Source organism: Citrobacter sp. R4, from assembly GCF_026719175.1.
GTDB classification, from domain to species: domain Bacteria; phylum Pseudomonadota; class Gammaproteobacteria; order Enterobacterales; family Enterobacteriaceae; genus Citrobacter_A; species Citrobacter_A sedlakii.
Map to the genome: position 1 here is coordinate 295,911 of NZ_JAPPSU010000003.1, position 20,080 is coordinate 315,990.

The following is a 20,080-nucleotide window of genomic DNA, read 5'->3' on the forward strand; positions in this document are numbered from 1 at the left end:
ATGTCAGAAGCGGTAAAAATCTACCATAATCCGCGTTGTTCCAAGAGTCGCGAAACACTGAGCCTGCTGCAGTCCAACAGCGTGGAGCCGGAAGTGGTGCTTTATCTCGACACCCCCGCCGATGCGGCAACACTGCGTCAACTGCTGAAAATGCTGGGCATGACCAGCGCCCGCGAACTGATGCGCCAGAAAGACGATCTCTACAAAGCGCTCAATCTGGCAGACAGCAATCTGACGGAGGCGCAACTGATTCAGGCGATGGTAGAAAATCCCAAACTGATGGAGCGCCCGATTGTGGTGGCGAATGGCCAGGCACGAATCGGACGACCGCCAGAGCAGGTGCTGGACATCGTCCGCTAACCGCCCATGCGCCGCGTCAGTATCGATTGCGGCGCTTTTCTATTATTTGGCTCTCAATAATTTTCCGAGGCTACTCGCATCCTTGCCGCTTCTTTCTCTTCTTTATTTTTCTTTCTGCTAGATTGCGGACTATTCATTAAAGAAGGAAAAGGATGCCATGAATAAAAAGAACACCTCGACACCGCATGATGCCGTGTTTAAACAATTTTTATCCCATCCCGAAACCGCGCGTGATTTTTTGGAGAGTCATCTACCCCGTGCGCTGCATAAACTTTGTGACCTCAGTACGCTTCGTCTGGAGTCTGCCAGTTTTATTGAGGAGTCGATGCGCGCCTATTATTCGGATATTCTTTACTCATTAAAGACGCGCGCAGGTAACGGTTATATTTACGCGTTAATTGAACATCAGAGCTCTCCCGACCGGCACATGGCGTTTCGCCTGATGCGCTATGCCATTGCCGCCATGCAACGTCACCTTGACGCCGGACACGACACATTACCGCTGGTGATCCCGGTTCTGTTCTATCACGGTCTGGTTAGCCCTTATCCTTACTCAATGCGCTGGCTGGATGCGTTTGCGCTGCCGTCGCTGGCAGAAAACTTCTATAATCACGCCTTTCCTTTAGTCGATATTACCATCATACCCGATGATGAAATTATGCAGCATCGACGAATGGCGATTCTGGAAATAGTGCAAAAACATATTCGCTTGCGCGATTTAAATGAATTAACAGATAAACTAGTAATATTAATCAATCAAAACAACATCACCCACGAGCAGCTTAAAACAGTATTGCTTTACGTATCAAAAAATGGAAAAGTAGAAAATCAACGCGCTTTTTTCCAGACACTGGCAAACCAACCAACCGAATATAAGGACACAATTATGACGCTGGCAGAATATCTGAGAAACGAAGGACTCGAAGAAGGTCTGGAAAAAGGGCAAAAGCTCGCGGCGTTACGTATCGCAAAAGAGATGCTGAAAAACGGGCTCGACCTGCCACTCATTCTCACCGTGACGGGCGTCAGCGAAGCAGAATTACATCAGACAGACCCAGAGCAGTCTGCGGTTAAAGCTTGAGGATCTCTTTGACGAACGGAATCGTCAGCTTACGCTGGGCGGTAATCGAGGCATGATCGAGCTGGTCCAGCGCCATAAACAGCGTACGCATTTCGCGATCCAGCCGTTTAAGTAAAAAGCGCCCCACGTCTTCGGGTAGCTCAAAGCCACGTAGCCGGGCGCGCAGCTGGAGCGCCTGAAGTTTGTCTTCATCCGACAGAGGCTGAAGCTTGTAAATTTGCCCCCAGTCCAGCCGCGAGGCCAGATCGGGCAAGCCGAGATTAAGCTGACGTGGCGGACGATCGCCGGTAATCAGCAGACGCGTTTTTCCAGACTCGAGGATGCGGTTGTAGAGATCGAAAATCGCCATTTCCCACAGCGCATCGCCGGCGACACATTCGATGTTGTCGATACAGACCAGCGAAAGCTGTTCCATCCCGTCGAGCACCTCCGGAACAAACCAGGTGCGCTTGTCCAGCGGCACATAGCCGACCGCGTCGCCGCGCTGCGACAGTTCCGCGCAGGCGGCATGCAATAAATGACTGCGGCCCGCGCCTTCACGCGACCAGAGATAAATGTATCCGCTATGCTCCTGACGCAACACGTTTTGCAGTGCGGCCAGTAAAGAGGCGTTATCCCCCGGCCAGAAACTTGCGAAAGTTTCGTCGTCAGGAAGATAAAGTGGCAAGGAGAGCTGTGCCGGTGTGTTCAGAGATACCTCAACCCAGATTTCATTAAATCGCGATGAGTTTAACACAGAATTCCGCTGTGATAGAACCGGGCAGCGTTCCTGCCCGGTTTCTGCGTTACTGCTGCGGCGTATCCGCGTCTTTCGCATCCAGTACCACTTCTTCCGGACGCAATACTGAGATTAACTTGAAGATCAGACTCAGGCCAATCCCGACGATGGTGGCCAGCGCCATGCCTTTCAGTTCAGCGGCGCCAATGTGAACCTTCGCGCCGCTGACGCCAATGATCAGAATAACGGAGGTCAGGATCAGGTTCTGCGCTTTGTTGTAATCCACCTTCGATTCAATCAGCACGCGGATACCGGACGCGCCGATCACTCCATACAGCAACAGGGATACCCCACCCATCACCGGTAGCGGAATGATCTGGATAGCCGCTGCGAGTTTGCCTACGCAGGAGAGCAGGATAGCGAAGATCGCCGCGCCGCCAATCACCCAGGTGCTGTACACGCGGGTAATTGCCATGACGCCAATATTTTCGCCGTAGGTGGTGTTCGGTGTAGAGCCGAAGAAGCCGGAGATCAACGTTGATAAACCGTTAGCGAACATGGAGCGATGCAAACCCGGATCGCGTACCAGATCTTTTTTAACGATATTCGCCGTAACCACCAGGTGCCCGACGTGTTCAGCAATCACCACCAGCGCCGCTGGCAGAATGGTCAGAATAGCGAACCACTCGAAACGCGGGGTGTAGAATGTCGGCAGCGCAAACCAGTGCGCCTCGGCGATCGGTGTGGTATCGACAACGCCCATCGCGAAGGAAAGCGCATAGCCCGCCAGTACGCCAATGAGGATCGGGATAATCGCCATAAAGCCGCGGAACAGTACAGAACCGAACACGGTCACCGCCAGCGTCACCATGGAGATAATAATGGTCTTCGCATCCGCGGACTGACCTTCCGCCGGCAGCAGTCCGGCCATGCCAGCAGCGACCCCCGCCAGTTCCAGACCGATAACGGCAACAATGGCGCCCATCGCAGCAGGAGGAAACATCACGTCCAGCCAGCCAGTGCCTGCCTTCTTCACGATGAAAGAGACCAGGCAGAACAGCACGCCGCACATAATAAAGCCGCCCAGCGCCACCTCATAGCCTAACGGCAGCAGGAGCAGCACCGGGGAGATAAAGGCAAAGCTCGACCCTAAATAAGCCGGGATTTTCCCTTTACAGATAAACAAATACAGCAGCGTACCAATGCCGTTAAACAGCAGAACGGTGGCCGGGTTAATATGAAACAGAACGGGCACCAGCACGGTTGCGCCAAACATGGCGAACAGGTGTTGCAAACTAAGCGGGATTGTCTGTAAAAGCGGCGGTCTTTCACTTACCCCGATAGCACGGCGCGTCATAGTGTTTTCCTCTGTGTGTTTTGTTATTAGCAGTTGAGTTGTTTTATTCAAAAAAAAGCCGACTCTTAAAGTCGGCTGATATTTAATGATTCACTTATTTCGTCCCAAAGATCTTATCACCGGCATCGCCAAGCCCCGGAATAATGTATCCGTGCTCGTTCAATCCCTGGTCGATCGACGCGGTGTACAGTTCCACGTCCGGGTGCGCTTTTTCCAGCGCGGCAATGCCTTCCGGCGCGGCAACCAGCACCAGCACCTTGATGCTGCTGCAACCGGCTTTTTTCAGCAGATCGATGGTGGCGATAACGGAACCTCCGGTCGCCAGCATCGGATCAACGATCAGCGCCATACGCTCGTCGATGTTGGACACCAGCTTCTGGAAATAAGGAACCGGCTCCAGGGTTTCTTCGTTGCGGTACATCCCGACCACGCTGATACGCGCGCTTGGTACGTTTTCCAGTACCCCTTCCATCATCCCCAGACCTGCGCGCAGGATAGGCACGACGGTAATTTTTTTCCCTTTAATCTGGTCGACTTCAACCGGGCCATTCCAGCCTTCAATGGTCACCTTTTCGGTTTCCAGGCCCGCAGTCGCTTCGTAGGTCAGCAGACTGCCTACTTCCGAGGCGAGTTCACGAAAGCGTTTGGTGCTGATGTCGTTTTCACGCATCAGACCCAGCTTGTGTTTGACGAGTGGGTGTTTGACTTCCACGATCTTCATACTCTTCTCCTTTCCTCAGACGAGTGGCAACCACAAAAAAAATCGCCGGATTATACCGCTTTTCCTCCTGGGCGCAACATAACGTATGCATGACCTGGATCAAGCAAAGTTATTTACCTTTGGCTGATGAGTATAAAACACGCCCCGCATTCTGCGCGGGGCGGCGGGTCAAGTCGCTGAAATCAGAGCGTTTCACCGTTGCTTTTAATCACCTGCTGATACCATGCGAAAGATTTTTTAGGCTGCCGGGCCAATGTGCCGCTCCCGTCATTATTTTTGTCGACGTAGATGAAGCCATAGCGTTTTTTCATTTCGCCCGTGCCAGCGGAAACCAGATCGATGCATCCCCATGGCGTGTACCCCATCAGATCCACGCCATCCTCCACCACCGCTTTTTTCATTTCGCGGATGTGCGCGGCCAGGTAGTCAATACGGTAACTGTCGTCCACCGATCCGTCAGGCTGCTGAACGTCAATGGCGCCGAAGCCGTTCTCAACGATAAACAGCGGCAGCTGATAGTGGTCCCAGAACCAGTTCAACGAATAGCGCAGGCCGACGGGATCGATCTGCCACCCCCAGTCCGACTTCTGCACGTAGGGGTTGGCGACCAAATGCTTCGTTTCGTCATAGTCAAGCTGTGGATTATCCTCCGTCGCTTTGGTGGTAAACGACATGTAATAGCTAAAGCCAATGTAATCAACGCAGCCCTCAGACAACGCGGCGCGATCGGCGTCGGTGATATCCAGCGCGAAGCCGCGCCGTTCGAAATAATTAAGGATGTGCTGCGGGTATTTACCGCGTACGTGGACGTCGGTAAACCAGTAGCGGCGGTGCATGGCGTTCATCGCCATCATCATGTCGTCCGGCGCACAGGTCAGCGGGTATATGGGGCACATGGCGATCATGCAGCCGACCTGTAGCGCCGGGTTGATTTCGCGGGCGGCTTTCACCGCCAGCGCACTGGCGACCAACTCGTAGTGCGCCGCCTGGTACATTATCGGTTCGCGATCTTCGCCCGGCTGGTATTTCAATCCGGAGTTAGTAAACGGCGCGAAGTCTTCATGATAATTCGCCTGGTTGTTAATCTCGTTAAACGTCATCCAGTATTTCACTTTATGCTGATAGCGCGTAAACGCCACCTTCGCAAAGCGCACGAAAAAGTCGATGAGCTTACGGTTGCGCCAGCCGCCGTATTCCGTCACCAGATGGTACGGCATCTCGAAATGCGACAAGGTGATCACCGGTTCAATGCCATATTTCAGACACTCGTCAAAGAGGTCGTCATAAAATTGCAACCCCGCTTCATTGGGCTGGGTTTCGTCTCCCTGTGGAAAAATACGTGTCCAGGCAATGGACGTGCGGAAACACCTGAAGCCCATTTCCGCGAACAGCTTTATGTCCTCTTTGTAGCGGCGGTAAAAGTCAATGGCGTGGTGATTGGGATAATTTTTGCCTGGCAGCACGCCGTCGGTGATTTCCCGCGCGACGCCGTGCGCGCCTGCGGTCATCACATCGGCCACGCTGATTCCCTTTCCGCCTTCCTGCCAGCCGCCCTCCAGTTGATGCGCCGCGACCGCCCCACCCCACATGAAATTCGCTTTAAATCCCGACATAGATCCCCTCGTTAATTCGCATTAGCAAAACAGAAACCGGTTTCAGTACGATACTGAGCAAACTTAGCGGCGCATTCAAGCAACGAAATGTACCCGGTTTCATTTTCGTGGCGCAGGTCATAAAAACGGCGCCGTACGAGAAAATCGCAGCAAAAATCAACATATAAAATCGGATGCAACGCAGGCTCGCAAACGTTTGCTTTCCCTGTTAGAATTGCGCCGAATTTTTCCTTTTACCGCAAGAAATAACGTGGGGAACCAGGCAGTGACCGATAAAACCTCTCTTAGCTACAAAGATGCCGGTGTTGATATTGACGCGGGCAATGCTCTGGTCGATCGAATCAAAGGCGTAGTGAAGAAAACCCGCCGCCCGGAAGTAATGGGGGGTCTGGGTGGCTTCGGTGCGCTGTGCGCGTTGCCGCAAAAATATCGTGAACCGGTACTGGTTTCCGGCACTGACGGCGTAGGGACCAAACTGCGTCTGGCAATGGATCTTAAGCGTCACGATACCATCGGGATTGACCTGGTGGCGATGTGCGTGAACGACCTGGTGGTTCAGGGCGCTGAGCCGCTGTTTTTCCTCGACTATTACGCTACCGGGAAACTGGACGTGGACACCGCAGCCAGCGTCATTCAGGGCATTGCGGAAGGTTGTCTGCAGTCCGGCTGCGCGCTGGTCGGAGGGGAAACCGCTGAAATGCCAGGGATGTACCACGGTGAAGACTATGACGTCGCGGGTTTCTGCGTCGGGGTGGTGGAAAAATCAGAAATCATCGACGGTTCTAAAGTTGCCGACGGCGATGTGCTGATTGCGCTGGGATCCAGCGGCCCGCACTCAAACGGCTATTCGCTGGTCCGCAAAATCGTTGAGGTTAGCGGCTGCGACCCGGAAACCACCGAGCTTGACGGTAAGCCGCTGGCCGATCATCTGCTTGCGCCGACCCGTATCTACGTGAAATCGATCCTGGCGCTGATCGAGAACGTCGACGTGCACGCCATCGCCCACCTCACCGGCGGCGGTTTCTGGGAAAATATTCCACGCGTTCTGCCGGACAACACTCAGGCGGTGATCGACGAATCTTCATGGCAGTGGCCTGCCGTGTTCAACTGGTTGCAAAACGCCGGTAATGTTAGCCAGCATGAAATGTATCGTACCTTTAACTGCGGCGTCGGTATGGTGATCGCCCTTCCGGCAAGCGAAGTGGACAATGCGCTGGCATTGCTGAAAGCAAAGGGTGAAAACGCGTGGAAAATCGGTATCATCAACGCTTCTGATTCCGAACAGCGTGTGGTTATTGAATAATGAATATTGTGGTGCTTATTTCCGGCAACGGAAGCAATTTGCAGGCGATCATTGATGCCTGCAAAGAGAAGAAAATCAACGGCACCCTTCGCGCAGTATTCAGCAACAAGGCCGATGCGTTCGGCCTTGAACGCGCCAGAAAAGCGAACATTCCTGTGCATACGCTGACGGCCGATCAGTTCGCCAGCCGTGAAGCGTTTGACCGGGAGCTGACCCTTGAGATCGACGCGTATGCGCCTGATGTAGTGGTGCTGGCCGGTTTTATGCGCATTCTTAGCCCAGCCTTTGTCGCTCATTATCACGGACGCCTGCTGAATATACACCCTTCCCTGTTGCCCAAATATCCCGGCCTGCATACCCACCGCCAGGCGCTGGAAAATGGCGACGAGGAACACGGCACGTCGGTGCACTTTGTCACCGATGAGCTTGATGGCGGTCCGGTCATTTTACAGGCGAAAGTGCCCGTCTTTGAGGGAGACGACGAAGACGAAATCACCGCGCGCGTTCAGGCCCAGGAACATGCCATTTATCCCCTGGTTGTGAGCTGGTTCGTCGAAGGCCGTCTGAAGATGCATGACAACGCCGCGTGGCTGGATGGTCAACGTTTGCCGCCGCAGGGCTATGCGGCTGACGATTAATTCGGTCCCTTCACAGGCCAGAAGCGCCGTCTTCTGGCCCTGACGCGTCCGTTCGCCGGATAGCGGCAAAATACCCTCTCCGGCCTACTTTTCTTCCCGCCTTTATGTTATCAAACAGTTTATTGTCATACTTTTCTGGCACAGTTGGACATCTCAGAGCATTGCTCGCCATAATGATCAGGTCGTGTCCCGTGAATCAAACGGAGTATAAGTATTAATGGGTCAGGAAAAGCTATACATCGAGAAAGAGCTGAGCTGGTTAGCGTTTAACGAACGCGTGCTCCAGGAAGCGGCGGATAAATCTAACCCGCTAATCGAAAGGATGCGTTTCTTAGGCATCTATTCCAATAACCTTGATGAGTTCTATAAAGTGCGTTTCGCCGAGTTGAAGCGCCGCATTATCATTAGCGAAGAACAGGGTTCAAATTCGCATTCTCGCCATCTGTTAGGCAAGATCCAGTCCCGTGTGTTAAAAGCCGATCAGGAATTTGATGGTCTTTATAACGAACTGTTGCTGGAGATGGCGCGCAACCAGATCTTCCTGATTAACGAACGCCAACTGTCAGTGAATCAGCAAAGCTGGCTGCGCCACTACTTTAAACAATACCTGCGCCAGCATATCACCCCCATTTTGATCAACCGCGAAACGGATCTCGTTCAGTTTCTGAAAGATGATTACACCTACCTCGCGGTGGAGATCATTCGTGGTGATTCAATACGCTACGCGCTGCTGGAAATTCCATCGGACAAAGTGCCGCGCTTCGTCAACCTGCCGCCGGAAGCCCCGCGACGCCGCAAACCGATGATCCTGCTGGACAACATTCTGCGCTACTGCCTGGATGACATCTTCAAAGGCTTTTTTGATTACGACGCCCTGAACGCTTATTCGATGAAGATGACCCGCGACGCCGAATACGATCTGGTGCACGAGATGGAATCCAGCCTGATGGAGCTGATGTCCTCCAGCCTCAAACAGCGTTTGACCGCTGAACCGGTGCGTTTTGTTTATCAGCGCGACATGCCCAACGCGCTGGTCGAAGTGCTGCGGGAAAAACTGACCATCTCGCGTTATGACTCCATCGTGCCCGGAGGGCGTTACCACAACTTCAAAGATTTCATTAACTTCCCGAATGTCGGCAAAGCGAATCTGGTGAATAAACCGCTGCCGCGCCTGCGCCATATCTGGTTTGATAATGAGAAGTTTCGTAATGGCTTTGACGCCATCCGTGAACGCGATGTGCTGCTCTACTATCCATATCACACCTTTGAGCACGTTCTGGAGCTGTTGCGTCAGGCCTCCTTCGACCCGAGCGTACTGGCCATCAAAATTAACATCTATCGCGTGGCGAAAGATTCACGGATTATCGACTCGATGATCCATGCTGCCCACAACGGCAAAAAAGTCACGGTGGTGGTGGAGCTACAGGCGCGCTTTGATGAAGAAGCCAACATTCATTGGGCGAAGCGCCTGACGGAAGCGGGCGTACATGTGATCTTCTCCGCGCCGGGCTTAAAAATTCACGCCAAGCTGTTTCTTATTTCGCGTAAAGAAGGCGACGACGTGGTGCGCTACGCGCATATCGGCACCGGTAACTTCAACGAAAAAACCGCGCGCCTGTATACCGACTATTCGCTGCTGACCGCCGATGCGCGGATCACCAACGAAGTGCGCCGGGTGTTTAACTTTATTGAGAACCCGTACCGTCCGGTAACGTTTGATTATTTGCTGGTTTCGCCACAAAACTCGCGTCGCCTGCTGTATGAAATGATTGACCGTGAAATCGCCAACGCTCAGCAGGGACGCCCTTCCGGCATCACCCTGAAGCTGAATAATTTGGTCGACAAAGGGCTGGTTGACCGCCTGTATGCGGCGTCCAGTTCCGGCGTGACGGTAAATCTGCTGGTTCGCGGAATGTGTTCGCTGATTCCTTATCTTCCAGGCATCAGCGATAATATTCGCGTCATCAGCATTGTTGACCGCTATCTGGAACATGACCGTGTTTACATCTTTGAAAATGGCGGTAATAAGCAGGTGTATCTGTCCTCCGCGGACTGGATGACGCGTAATATCGACTACCGCATTGAGGTAGCGACGCCGCTGCTTGATCCACGCCTGAAGCAACGAGTACTGGATATTATTGACATCCTGTTCAGCGACACGGTAAAAGCCCGCTATATCGACAAAGAACTGAGTAATCGCTACGTGCCGCGCGGGAATCGCCGCAAAGTACAGGCGCAACTGGCGATTTATGACTACATCAAATCACTCGAGCAACCAGACTAACGCTATGCCAATACATGATAAGTCCCCACGACCGCAGGAGTTTGCGGCAGTCGACCTCGGCTCAAACAGTTTTCACATGGTCATTGCCCGCGTGGTGGATGGCGCAATGCAGATAATTGGCCGTCTGAAGCAGCGTGTCCATCTGGCTGACGGCCTCGGCCCGGATAACCGGTTGAGTGAAGAAGCCATGGAGCGCGGGCTAAGCTGTCTGTCGCTGTTTGCCGAACGTCTGCAGGGGTTTTCGCCCTCCAGCGTCTGTATTGTGGGGACGCACACGCTGCGTCAGGCGTTGAACGCCACTGACTTTCTCAAGCGTGCGGAAAAGGTTATCCCCTACCCTATTGAGATCATCTCCGGTAACGAAGAAGCGCGCCTGATTTTTATGGGCGTTGAGCACACGCAGCCCGAAAAGGGGCGTAAGCTGGTGATCGACATCGGCGGCGGCTCAACGGAACTGGTGATCGGCGAAAACTTCGAGCCAAAGCTGGTTGAAAGCCGTCGTATGGGGTGCGTCAGCTTTGCGCAGCTTTATTTTCCCGGCGGCGCGATCAACCCGGAAAACTTCCAGCGCGCCAGAATGGCGGCGGCGCAAAAGCTCGAAACCTTAACCTGGCAGTTTCGCATTCAGGGCTGGAACGTCGCGCTGGGCGCCTCCGGCACCATTAAAGCCGCACATGAAGTGCTGCTGGAGCTGGGGGAAAAAGACGGTTTTATTACCCCGGAACGTCTGGACCGTCTGGTGACAGAGATACTGCACTATCGCAATTTCGACGCCCTGAGCTTGCCGGGTTTATCCGAGGAGCGAAAAGCGGTGTTTGTGCCGGGTCTGGCGATTCTTTGCGGTGTCTTTGATGCGCTGGCCATCCGCGAGCTTCGCCTCTCCGACGGCGCGCTGCGTGAAGGCGTCCTGTACGAAATGGAAGGCCGCTTTCGCCACCAGGACGTCCGTAGCCGTACCGCCAGTAGCCTGGCGAATCAGTACAATATTGACAGCGATCAGGCCAGACGCGTACTGGATACCACCATGCAGATGTACGATCAGTGGCAGGCGCAGCAGCCAAAACTGGCCCATCCGCAGTTGGAAGCGCTGCTGAGATGGGCCGCAATGCTGCACGAGGTAGGCCTGAATATCAATCACAGCGGCCTGCATCGCCATTCAGCCTATATTCTGCAAAACAGTGATTTACCCGGCTTTAATCAGGAGCAGCAAACCATGATGGCGACGCTGGTTCGCTATCACCGCAAAGCGATCAAGCTGGACGATCTGCCGCGCTTTACGCTGTTCAAGAAGAAGCAATACCTGCCACTAATCCAGTTGCTGCGCCTTGGCGTTCTGCTGAACAATCAGCGCCAGGCCACGACTACGCCCCCGACGCTGACGCTCATCACGGACGACAGCCACTGGACGCTCCGTTTTCCTTATGACTGGTTCAGCCAGAACGCGCTGGTGCTGCTCGATCTGGAAAAAGAGCAGCAATACTGGGAAGCGGTCACCGGCTGGCGTCTGAAAATAGAGGAAGAACGTTCACCGGAAATCGCCGCCTGAAGGCCGCTCAGGTGCCGGTAACCGGCACCTGCGCTTTCAGTATGTCCCTTAGCGGTTGGGGTTCGCCGATTAAATATCCCTGCATATAGTCAATGCCCAGCGAGGCGACCGCGCTGCGGATCTCCTCGCTTTCAACAAATTCCGCCACCACCTGCATTTTCTTCATGCGCGCCAGATGGCAGATAGAAGCAACAATCTGGTAGTCGAGGCTGTTCGATACCATATTGCGGATAAAACTCCCGTCAATTTTTAAAATGTTGGCGCTGATATTTTTCAGCCGGGCATAGCTGGCATAGCCGGTACCGAAATCGTCAATCGCAATTTGACAGCCCAACTGTTGCAGATTATGCAGCGTTACCTGCGCCTGCTCGGCATTCAGCAGCGCGTAGCTTTCGGTGACTTCGAAGATCAACTGCCACGCCTCGATCTGGTATTTGCTCAGTAGCTTGCTGACTTCCAGTGAAAACTTCGCACGACAAATTGACGGAGCCGAAAGATTCAGGGCAAAACGGCGCGCGGGCATCTCTGCACGATTATCGGCCATAAAGCGTAAGGTATGTTCGATGACCCAGAGATCGATTCGCGAGGCCAGACCGAACTCATGCGCAACGGGCAAAAATACCTCTGGCGAGATCAATCCGCCGTCACTGTCTTTCAACCGCAGCAGGATCTCATGGTAGACATCGCCACGCAGGCCTTCGATAGGTTGCGCCATCAGGCAGAAGCGATCGTGTTCGAGCGCGTGCTGCAGGCGATTCATCATCGCCACTTTATCTTTCACATTGCGCTGCAAATTCACAGCTCCACGACGCTCCAGATTCTCCGGCGTGTTGGTCATAATCGACAGTTCAGCAATGGTACTAAGTTCGCCAAGCAGCAGATAAATATGGTTCACCGGAGACCGCACGTAGCAGTAACTCATGCCCACCTGCGGCTGGAAAGTCATACCGTCCCAGATAAAGCGAAACCGTTTGATGTGCTCGTCCAGGAGATCAATACGCTGCTGGTGTGATTCGGTGTTTAAGCGCAGCAGCAGGTCCGGGCCAGACATTTGGTAGACGTTTTCATCCGGCGACAGCTTTTCATTTATCCAGTGTGAAAGCTGCTGCTTATACTGAATCCGCAGCATAATGCCATAATTCTTCACCAGCACTTCGAGCTCAGGAACATGCAGAAAACAGAGCGCGGACCATGGGGCATTTTTCAGGGCGCGATTGAGCGCGCGGAGATTGGGCAGATGAACAACGGGATCGAGGAAAGCCAGCCTGCGCGCGCGGCTGTTGACAACCCGCTGACGCGTGGCCAATACCGCCATGTAATTGACGATAAATGAAAAAACCAGAAAGCTCGACGACGTGATCGCCAGTTGGACATCATAACCAGAATAATAGGGGGTATAGCTCTGGTAATTATGGATCGCAATAATCAGCACGGGCGCCCAAAGCAGAGAGATGAAGCGATAGCCATAGCGCATCGCGCCCCAGAGCATAACCGGCAGTAATAATGACATTGTATAATTTGTGCTGAATATTGAGCTATTTACATTCAGGGGCATACATAGCAAGGTCATTAATACAATGAGGATTAATAACCATAAGGCAACCTCTTTCTTCGAGGCTTTTGCATCAAACTGCAGTTTTAACTGGGAATAATAGCCGCGTAAATGAAGCGGGTTACGAATCACGCGAAGGAGAAAATAGAAAAACGGGACGCCAATTAAATTTCCGACAAGGATCCCCTGATAGTTAATTAATGCATTGATGTTAAACGGGGTGACGCCCATCAGATTCAGTCGGCTTTCATACATTCCGACAAACGCCGCAAACTGAAAAAGCACCAGAAACAGCGTAGCGGAGCAAAATACCTGCCAGAAAATTCGCTGGAACACCAGTCGCGGCTCGCCGTGTGAGACGCAATTCCGACGCGGATTAAAGACGCGATAGCCGCCCCAACTGAGGACGATAGCGATGAGGAAATGGGCGATTACCGGTAGCGTTTCAGCCAGCCCCACCTGCGGATATTTGCGTAAAAAGATGGCAAGAATAATTCCTGGTAATGCCGCCCAACTGAAAAAGTGCATCATGCTCATCATTAATGCTAACGGAAGATATAAAAGCACCACATCCCCGGAAGCCATATGCGCATAAGTATTGACGTGGCTCACTAATGGCAGCATTAAACACGGCAAAACCAGAGGAAGCCCCCACCACTTATCTCTGATTGCAATATAATTTTTATTCAGTCTCATAGATGCTCAGCAGAAACCCCGACTCCCGATGGGTTTTATCAGACAGGCATCCCCCCTGACCGCAAAAAGGCGATGAAAAGATCATCACGTGAGGCAACGATTTTAGTTGCCAGCGGAAAGCAAATTTTGACATACATCAAATAATTTCACCGCCATTAATTAATTATTACCTTTATTCCGGCGTGTTATCATTTATATATTATTAATGTAAATAAGATTACTAACTTCCATAACAACCCCCCATGAACAAGCTAACGCATTTTTACAACGTCATGAATTGACCATTGCGGCGCAGTATGCCTTAATGTGCTTATCGCCCGCAGGGGCATCTCTTAAGGAACCTTTTGTGAGTCAGGCTACCAGTATGCGAAAACGACATCGATTTAACAGTCGCATGACCCGTATCGTACTGCTTATCAGTTTTCTCTTCTTCTTTGGACGCTTTGTCTACTCTTCTATTGGCGCCTGGCATCATCATCAGGACAAAAAAGACGTTCAACAGTCCAGCCTCTCTGTCGAAACGCCCGCACAGCGTTAAGGTTTCTCAGCGCGATAAGATACCGACCACATGCCGCAGTATCGCTAACCGTTAATAGCAGCGGATGAGCATGCTCACGAGATTCGTATTATTGCCGTACAACACGGTTCAGAATTATCAGGCCATGATCAGACGCGTAAACAGCCGCTACTGGACGTTTGTTGAGAAGATCGGCGGGCGTTTTGGGACACCTGATGAACCGGCATCTGAACGGATAGTTCGGAATGAAGAGCGCTGGCGTAAGTCCCGGGATTACCGCCAAACGCCTGCCGGACCCTCTCATTTTACAACACCTCAACCACTTCAAATTCTTCTGCGATCAACTCCATATCTTCAGAAAAGTGACCTTCGCGGGTGAAAAATCGCTGATGCTCTTTCTGCCAGTATTGAAGGCTTAAATCGCCTTCCCCTTCTTTGCGAGCAAAAGCCTCAGTCACGTCACAAAAACGCACCAGTCGCATTGAAAGCAGCCTGGTCACGCAGATCGGGACATTCTGACCATCAAGGATAATATTATAGCTTCCAATTCTCGGGGCAGACTCTCCCTGCAGGTAAGAGGCAAACGATCCACAGGAAGCCGTTTTGATTCCTTTTTTAATCAGGTCCGCAAGCTCGCTGGCAAGTTTCGGGCTATCGCCCATTTGCCAGGCCTCTGCGCCTGGATATTTCGCTTTGAGTTCCTCAACCGCAACCATAAAAGCCCTTTTGAATTGTCGATGAAAAGAAACGTTATACCGGTTTCATCATAAGCTGTCCCGTCAATAACAATGATGTCTTTCTTCAAATATTGTGGCCCATTTTTCGCGCTAAGCAGTCATTGTAAATGTGAATAGATAAAAATAAAAAACCCGTAAAAACAGAGGGTTGAATTAATATTCGAACAGAAATGATTAGCTATAAGTTAGCGGTTCATCATTATTCCCGTGCAGTCTGGTAAAGGATAAAACAGAATAACTCTCTGAATAATACAGTTAGCCTCCCCTTTAACACCGTCTTCTCACTTCACATTTTTTGTCCATAAAAGGCATTTACAGCCCCCATTTTTTCATGTGATTATCGCTCGATACATTACCCTTGGGTTACATAAGGTCTTGTTATGGATAACTGGTCAGCGCTTTTTGACCGACAGACCCGCTATGTTCTGGAGATTAATGACAGCCCGGTAAAACCGGATGTCCTGCGTTTTCGCGGCAGGGAAGCCCTGAGCGAGCCATTCATATGGGACATTGAGTTCACCTCCCTGCATGCGAACATTCCCCCGGAACAGGTGCTGATGAAATATGCCACCTTCCGGATGCGTGGCGGTAAAAATGTCCACGGCATCGTGACCCGGCTTGAATGGCTGTCCACATCAAAAGACCAGTCCCACTACCGGCTCACGCTCAGTTCCCGTCTTGCTCTCCCGGGAAACACCCGGCAGTGCGCCGTATTTCAGAATCAGTCCGTCCCTGAAGTGGTGGAGCAGGTGCTGCGTAAGCACGGACTGGAGGGCGCTGATTTTGAATTCAGGCTGGAGCGCACCTACCCTGCGCGTGAACTTATCACCCAGTGGCGGGAAACGGATTTGCAGTTCATTCAGCGCATTCTGTCCGAGGTGGGGATTTACTGGCGCACGGAGATGGACGACGTGCGCGGTCTGGATACGTACATATTTGCCGACAGCCAGCTGAACTATCAGTTTGACGTGCGCCTGCCGTACAGCGAGCCGTCGGGTCTGTTTGACGGCGCGGCAGAATCGGTGTGGGACGTACGGACCTGGCACAACATCGCCACCGGGACCGTCACCACGCGGGACTACAACTACCGGACCGCCACCACGCCGCTGGATGCAATGGTCGGCGTGCGCAATGATGCGGTCACCACCGGGGAGCATTACCGTTACGCCGCACCTTATCGTGACGCGGGTGATGACGCCAGCCCTGAGCCGGAAACCGAATCAGGCGCGTTTTATGCCCGGCTTCATCACGAGCGGGAACTCAATAAATCAGCCCGTATCCACCTGTTCAGCAATGCCGCCCACCTTACGCCGGGGCAGGTGCTGGAGCCGCAGGGCGATGTCATTACTGCCCTGAAAGAGGGCGTGCTCCTTACGCTGGTGACCTTCCGGGGCGCACGAGATTCCCGCCTGCATGTGTCGGTCCGGGGAATGCCCTACAGCGAACGTTACTGTTTCCGCCCGGCGGAAATCCCGCGTCCGGAAATCCACGGCACCCTGCCTGCCCGGGTCGAGAGCCGGGAGAAGAATGACATTTATGCGCACCTGGACGGGCAGGGGCGTTACCGGGTCAGGCTGGACTTTGACCGGGAGGCGACAGAGCCGGGTTACGGCTACCTGTGGCTGCGGATGGCGAAACCTTATGCCGGGGAGACGTACGGCTGGCATATGCCGCTCACCGACGGAACCGAAGTGGCGATTGCCTACAGCAACGGTGATATTGACCTGCCGTATATCTCCCACGCCCTGCATGATTCTGAACATCCCGACATCGTTAATCGCGACAACCGCAGCCAGAACATTCTGCGTACCGCCGCTGAAAACGAGCTGCGGATGGAGGACCGCCGCGGTGAGGAGCATATCGCGCTGACGACGCCATATGGCGCAACGCAGTTGAATACCGGGCATCTGGTGGATGCGCAGGACAAACCGCGCGGCACCGGTACGGAACTGCGCACCGATGAGCACGGCGTTATCCGCGCCGGAAAGGGGCTGTTTGTCAGCGCGGATACGCAGGCAAAGGCACAGGGTGAAGTGCTGGATATGAGCGCTGCGCTGAAGGAAATCGACCGGCTCAACCAGCAACTACAGCAGCTGGAAATGGCCGCAGAACAGGCGCAGGCGCTGAAAGCGGATGTCGACAGCCAGATACAGATGTTTGAGCAGCGGCTGAAACCGCTTAATGAAGCGGTGCTTTTCTCGGCGCCGGAAGGCATGGCCATGACCAGCGGCGAACATCTGCAACTGGCTGCCAGCAAAACCGTCGCCATCAGTGCGGGCGGGGACATCAGCACTGGCGTCATGGGTAACTTGACCGCCCTCGCCGGAGAAAAGCTCGGCATGTTTGCCCGCACCGGGCAACTGAGCCTGAAATCCGGGGAAGGCTCTGTGGAGGCGCAGGCGCAGAACGGCAATATGAGGCTGTTTGCGGAGAAGAAGCTGACGCTGAGCTCGGCGAGTGACATCTCGTTAACGGGCAAGAAACGCATCACGCTGATAGGTGGCGGGAGCTACCTGCGGCTGGAGGCGGGGAAAATAGAGTACGGGACAACGGCGGCTTACCTGCGCCGGACGAAAAGGACGATGACGGCGGCACGAAGCGCTTTACCTCTGGATACCTCCCCGCTCCCTCCTGCGGCCGCCATGCGGGAATTTAACCCCGAAACGCTGACTCCCTGGGTGACGCCGGTTTATGCGAAATCCTGCCTGAAAGAGAAAGGCTGCACCGATGCCGGTACCACCGACGAGCCTGTAGACAACTTCGGCCAGATGACGATTTTTGCCCAACCAGTTGAAGATGACTGCTGTGGGTATGGTCATCAGCATGCTCATGAAGATGATAAAGTCGTTCAGCATGCTCAGTCAGCCAAAAAACGCAAACCCGATGCCGGGAGCGAAAAAGCCCCCACAGAGGCATCCGCCGCACCGCTTGCACTGGGGGCGGCAACTGGCGTCATGACGCAGGTGTGGGGAGAGTGGTCCTTAACCGGCGCACTGGGAGCCGCCCGCGGCATTCCTTATGTGGGCGCGATGATGTCCGCGCTGTATGTCCCGTCTGCGGGTGAAGGCAGCGGCAATGTCCCCGGACGAGATGAATTCTGGTACGAGGAAGAGCTGCGGCAGAAAGCGCTGACCGGAGCAAAAGCCACGACCCGCGTGAGGTTCTTCTGGCGGCAGGATGAACAGGGCAACATGCGGGTCTACGGCGTCCATACGGGTGAAGGCACGCCGTATGAAGGTGTGCGCACGGCTGAAATGAAGTGGGTTGAAAAAAATAATCGCTATGAGTTCACCCCCGCTCACGGTGTTGATGGCCCGTTGATAACCTGGACACCGGAAAGATCGGAAAACGGCGACATTCCATCGCATACGGGCAGTAACATCAGACCCATCGATCAGGCTACTATACTGGTTACTCCGATCCCTGACGGTAAAGACGAATTTACGACGCCGACATTCCCGGTTCTGGAAGAGCGGGAACTTAACGATTACATTCTGGTATTCCCTGCCGATTCCGGGATTAAGCCGATTTATGTGTATCTGAAAGATGATTCACGAAATCAACCCGGAACAGCTACTGGCAACGGTGTAAAACTATCCGGAGATAAACCTTGGCTAGATTTATCTGTTACAAACTCGGGAGATGGGGCTCCAATACCATCTCTGGTAGCAGATACTCTACGAGGTAAGAAGTTCAGCTCTTATGATGACTTCCGTGAAGCTGTCTGGAATGAAGTCGGTAAGTACCCAGAATTAACTAAAGACCTTACAACAGTAAACAAAGACAGGGTTGCAGATGGTCTTTCACCATGGGTTCCCAAAGAGGGTCAATACATAGGACCAAACACTATTTTTAAAAAATTCGAGATTCATCATGTAATTCCCATAAAAGATGGGGGAGGCGTCTATGGTATGGATAACATACGTATAGTTACGCCTAAACTACATGATGAAATACATTACAGGAGATAGGTGACATTATGAATATGCCAGTTTTGAAAGATAGACTTGAGGATTACACTGAAAACGAGTTTCTAGAAATCCTGTATGAGTTTAGAAAAAACACCAGAAAAGAGAAAGAATTAAAAGGAAAAAAACCGGATGAATATTTGGACATGCTAATGGATAATTTTATCAAAGTTACAAATCACCCTAAAGGCAGCGATTTAATCGTATTTCCAGATAAAGATGAGGATGGAGAACCCTCGAAAGTTCTAGAACTAGTCAAAAACTGGCGTAAATCGCAAGGACTCCCATTGTTCAAAGACTCAAAGTAATGATGAAAATAATAAGGGTATTCACTATTCATGACTCAACGGAAGAAAACAGATTTACAGTTACTTCAATGTATTCTGCCAGAAATGGGGTTTATTGACGAACGGAGATAGATTACATCCGCAAACTGGATGTGTACATCTTCGCCGACAGCCCGCTTCACTATCATTTTGATGTACGCCTGCCGTATCGCGAGCCGTCGAGTCTGTTCGACGGCACGGCAGAATCGGTCCAGGACGTGCGGGCTTGGCCACCGGTACGGTCGCTACGCAGGATTACATTCTGGTTTTCCCTGCCGATGCCGGGATTAAGCCGATTTAAGTTTATCTCAATGAGGTCAAAAAATCTTATATTCATGGCTACAAGCACTACCCGCCTAAAAATAGCCCTGGAGTGAAGTTGTGAAAAACACAACGTCTGGCCCAGCAAAATTTAAGCCAGAAGTTGACATTGAGTCTATAAATCATGATGTTTGGAAGAATGACATCCCAACTACAAATGATCAAAATTGGAAGATCAAAGAGTTCGATAACGTAAAGGGAGCATACAAAGGTAAAGAAACTAATTGGGTAGTGACTAAAGAATCACAAGGAACTATCCACTCTCATCCAATTGGGCCTCAAGAAGTCAGGAAATTAATGAAATGAAAAAAAACAATCTAATTTTAGATAAAGTTCATCATG

Annotated in this window: 15 protein-coding genes and 2 pseudogenes; 11 read left to right on the plus strand and 6 right to left on the minus strand. The window is 52.4% G+C overall.

The genetic code is table 11. The features are described 5' to 3' along the window. Together arsC and OOJ60_RS10155 are read left to right on the plus strand one after the other, a co-directional pair. Nucleotides 1–360: an arsenate reductase (glutaredoxin) gene (gene arsC / locus OOJ60_RS10150; RefSeq protein WP_205612506.1), complete on the plus strand. Its 360-nt coding sequence runs from the start codon at nt 1–3 to the stop codon at nt 358–360. A 157-nt stretch (nt 361–517) separates the two neighbouring features. Next, nucleotides 518–1,441 (plus strand): Rpn family recombination-promoting nuclease/putative transposase, encoded by a 924-nt coding sequence (locus OOJ60_RS10155; RefSeq protein ID WP_205612507.1) that lies wholly within the window; start codon nt 518–520, stop codon nt 1,439–1,441. Here the strand turns inward: OOJ60_RS10155 and OOJ60_RS10160 are convergent. The 4 genes from OOJ60_RS10160 to OOJ60_RS10175 form a co-directional block, all read right to left on the minus strand. Then, on the minus strand, nt 1,431–2,132 hold the full coding sequence (locus OOJ60_RS10160; RefSeq protein ID WP_233470889.1) for a DnaA inactivator Hda: 702 nt from the start codon (nt 2,130–2,132) through the stop codon (nt 1,431–1,433). The two genes, OOJ60_RS10155 and OOJ60_RS10160, sit on opposite strands and share 11 nt — an antisense overlap. A 94-nt stretch (nt 2,133–2,226) precedes the next feature. Further along, a complete protein-coding gene (gene uraA, locus OOJ60_RS10165) occupies nt 2,227–3,516 on the minus strand; it encodes a uracil permease (protein ID WP_042290928.1) in 1,290 nt (429 codons plus the stop codon). A gap of 94 nt (nt 3,517–3,610) precedes the next feature. After that, complete coding sequence (upp, locus tag OOJ60_RS10170; RefSeq protein ID WP_003037929.1) at nt 3,611–4,237, minus strand: uracil phosphoribosyltransferase; 627 nt, start codon at nt 4,235–4,237, stop codon at nt 3,611–3,613. 182 nt (nt 4,238–4,419) lie between these two features. Next, complete coding sequence (locus OOJ60_RS10175) at nt 4,420–5,850, minus strand: 6-phospho-beta-glucosidase (protein ID WP_042290930.1); 1,431 nt, start codon at nt 5,848–5,850, stop codon at nt 4,420–4,422. A 265-nt stretch (nt 5,851–6,115) separates the two neighbouring features. Here OOJ60_RS10175 and purM point away from each other — a divergent pair, with 265 nt between their 5' ends. The 4 genes from purM (at nt 6,116) to ppx (ending at nt 11,621) form a co-directional block, all read left to right on the plus strand. Then, complete coding sequence (purM, locus tag OOJ60_RS10180; protein WP_060570601.1) at nt 6,116–7,153, plus strand: phosphoribosylformylglycinamidine cyclo-ligase; 1,038 nt, start codon at nt 6,116–6,118, stop codon at nt 7,151–7,153. Further along, on the plus strand, nt 7,153–7,791 hold the full coding sequence (gene purN, locus OOJ60_RS10185) for a phosphoribosylglycinamide formyltransferase (RefSeq protein WP_042290932.1): 639 nt from the start codon (nt 7,153–7,155) through the stop codon (nt 7,789–7,791). The genes purM and purN overlap by 1 nt, the downstream gene beginning before the upstream one ends. A 217-nt stretch (nt 7,792–8,008) precedes the next feature. Next, nucleotides 8,009–10,075 carry a polyphosphate kinase 1 gene (gene ppk1 / locus OOJ60_RS10190; protein ID WP_042290933.1) on the plus strand — a complete coding sequence of 689 codons (2,067 nt, stop codon included), beginning with the start codon at nt 8,009–8,011 and terminating at the stop codon, nt 10,073–10,075. Nucleotides 10,076–10,079: 4 nt separating this feature from the next. After that, a complete protein-coding gene (gene ppx / locus OOJ60_RS10195) occupies nt 10,080–11,621 on the plus strand; it encodes an exopolyphosphatase (protein WP_042290934.1) in 1,542 nt (513 codons plus the stop codon). 7 nt (nt 11,622–11,628) lie between these two features. On the opposite strand, the gene OOJ60_RS10200 is transcribed toward ppx, so the two are convergent. Next, a complete protein-coding gene (locus tag OOJ60_RS10200; protein WP_200035805.1) occupies nt 11,629–13,869 on the minus strand; it encodes a bifunctional diguanylate cyclase/phosphodiesterase in 2,241 nt (746 codons plus the stop codon). Between the two features lie 346 nt (nt 13,870–14,215). Between OOJ60_RS10200 and OOJ60_RS10205 the strand changes: the two genes are divergently transcribed. Next, entirely contained in the window at nt 14,216–14,407 is a 192-nt protein-coding gene (locus OOJ60_RS10205) for a YfgG family protein (protein ID WP_042290938.1), read from the plus strand. A gap of 284 nt (nt 14,408–14,691) precedes the next feature. Here OOJ60_RS10205 and OOJ60_RS10210 read toward each other — a convergent pair whose 3' ends face one another. Beyond that, the gene (locus OOJ60_RS10210; RefSeq protein WP_042290940.1) at nt 14,692–15,102 is read right to left on the minus strand and encodes an ASCH domain-containing protein; all 411 of its coding nucleotides are present in this window, start codon (nt 15,100–15,102) and stop codon (nt 14,692–14,694) included. Between the two features lie 401 nt (nt 15,103–15,503). Here OOJ60_RS10210 and OOJ60_RS10215 point away from each other — a divergent pair. From OOJ60_RS10215 to OOJ60_RS10230, 4 genes and pseudogenes are all read left to right on the plus strand, one after another. Next, nucleotides 15,504–17,735, plus strand: a pseudogene (locus tag OOJ60_RS10215) (type VI secretion system Vgr family protein); the annotation flags it as partial. A 513-nt stretch (nt 17,736–18,248) separates the two neighbouring features. Then, nucleotides 18,249–19,094, plus strand: a pseudogene (locus OOJ60_RS10220) (S-type pyocin domain-containing protein); the annotation flags it as partial. Nucleotides 19,095–19,102: 8 nt separating this feature from the next. Next, nucleotides 19,103–19,399, plus strand: a complete 297-nt coding sequence (locus tag OOJ60_RS10225) for a bacteriocin immunity protein (protein WP_407057100.1) — start codon at nt 19,103–19,105, stop codon at nt 19,397–19,399. Nucleotides 19,400–19,798: 399 nt separating this feature from the next. Next, nucleotides 19,799–20,044: a hypothetical protein gene (locus OOJ60_RS10230; RefSeq protein ID WP_042291357.1), complete on the plus strand. Its 246-nt coding sequence runs from the start codon at nt 19,799–19,801 to the stop codon at nt 20,042–20,044. Nucleotides 20,045–20,080 lie beyond the last annotated feature (36 nt).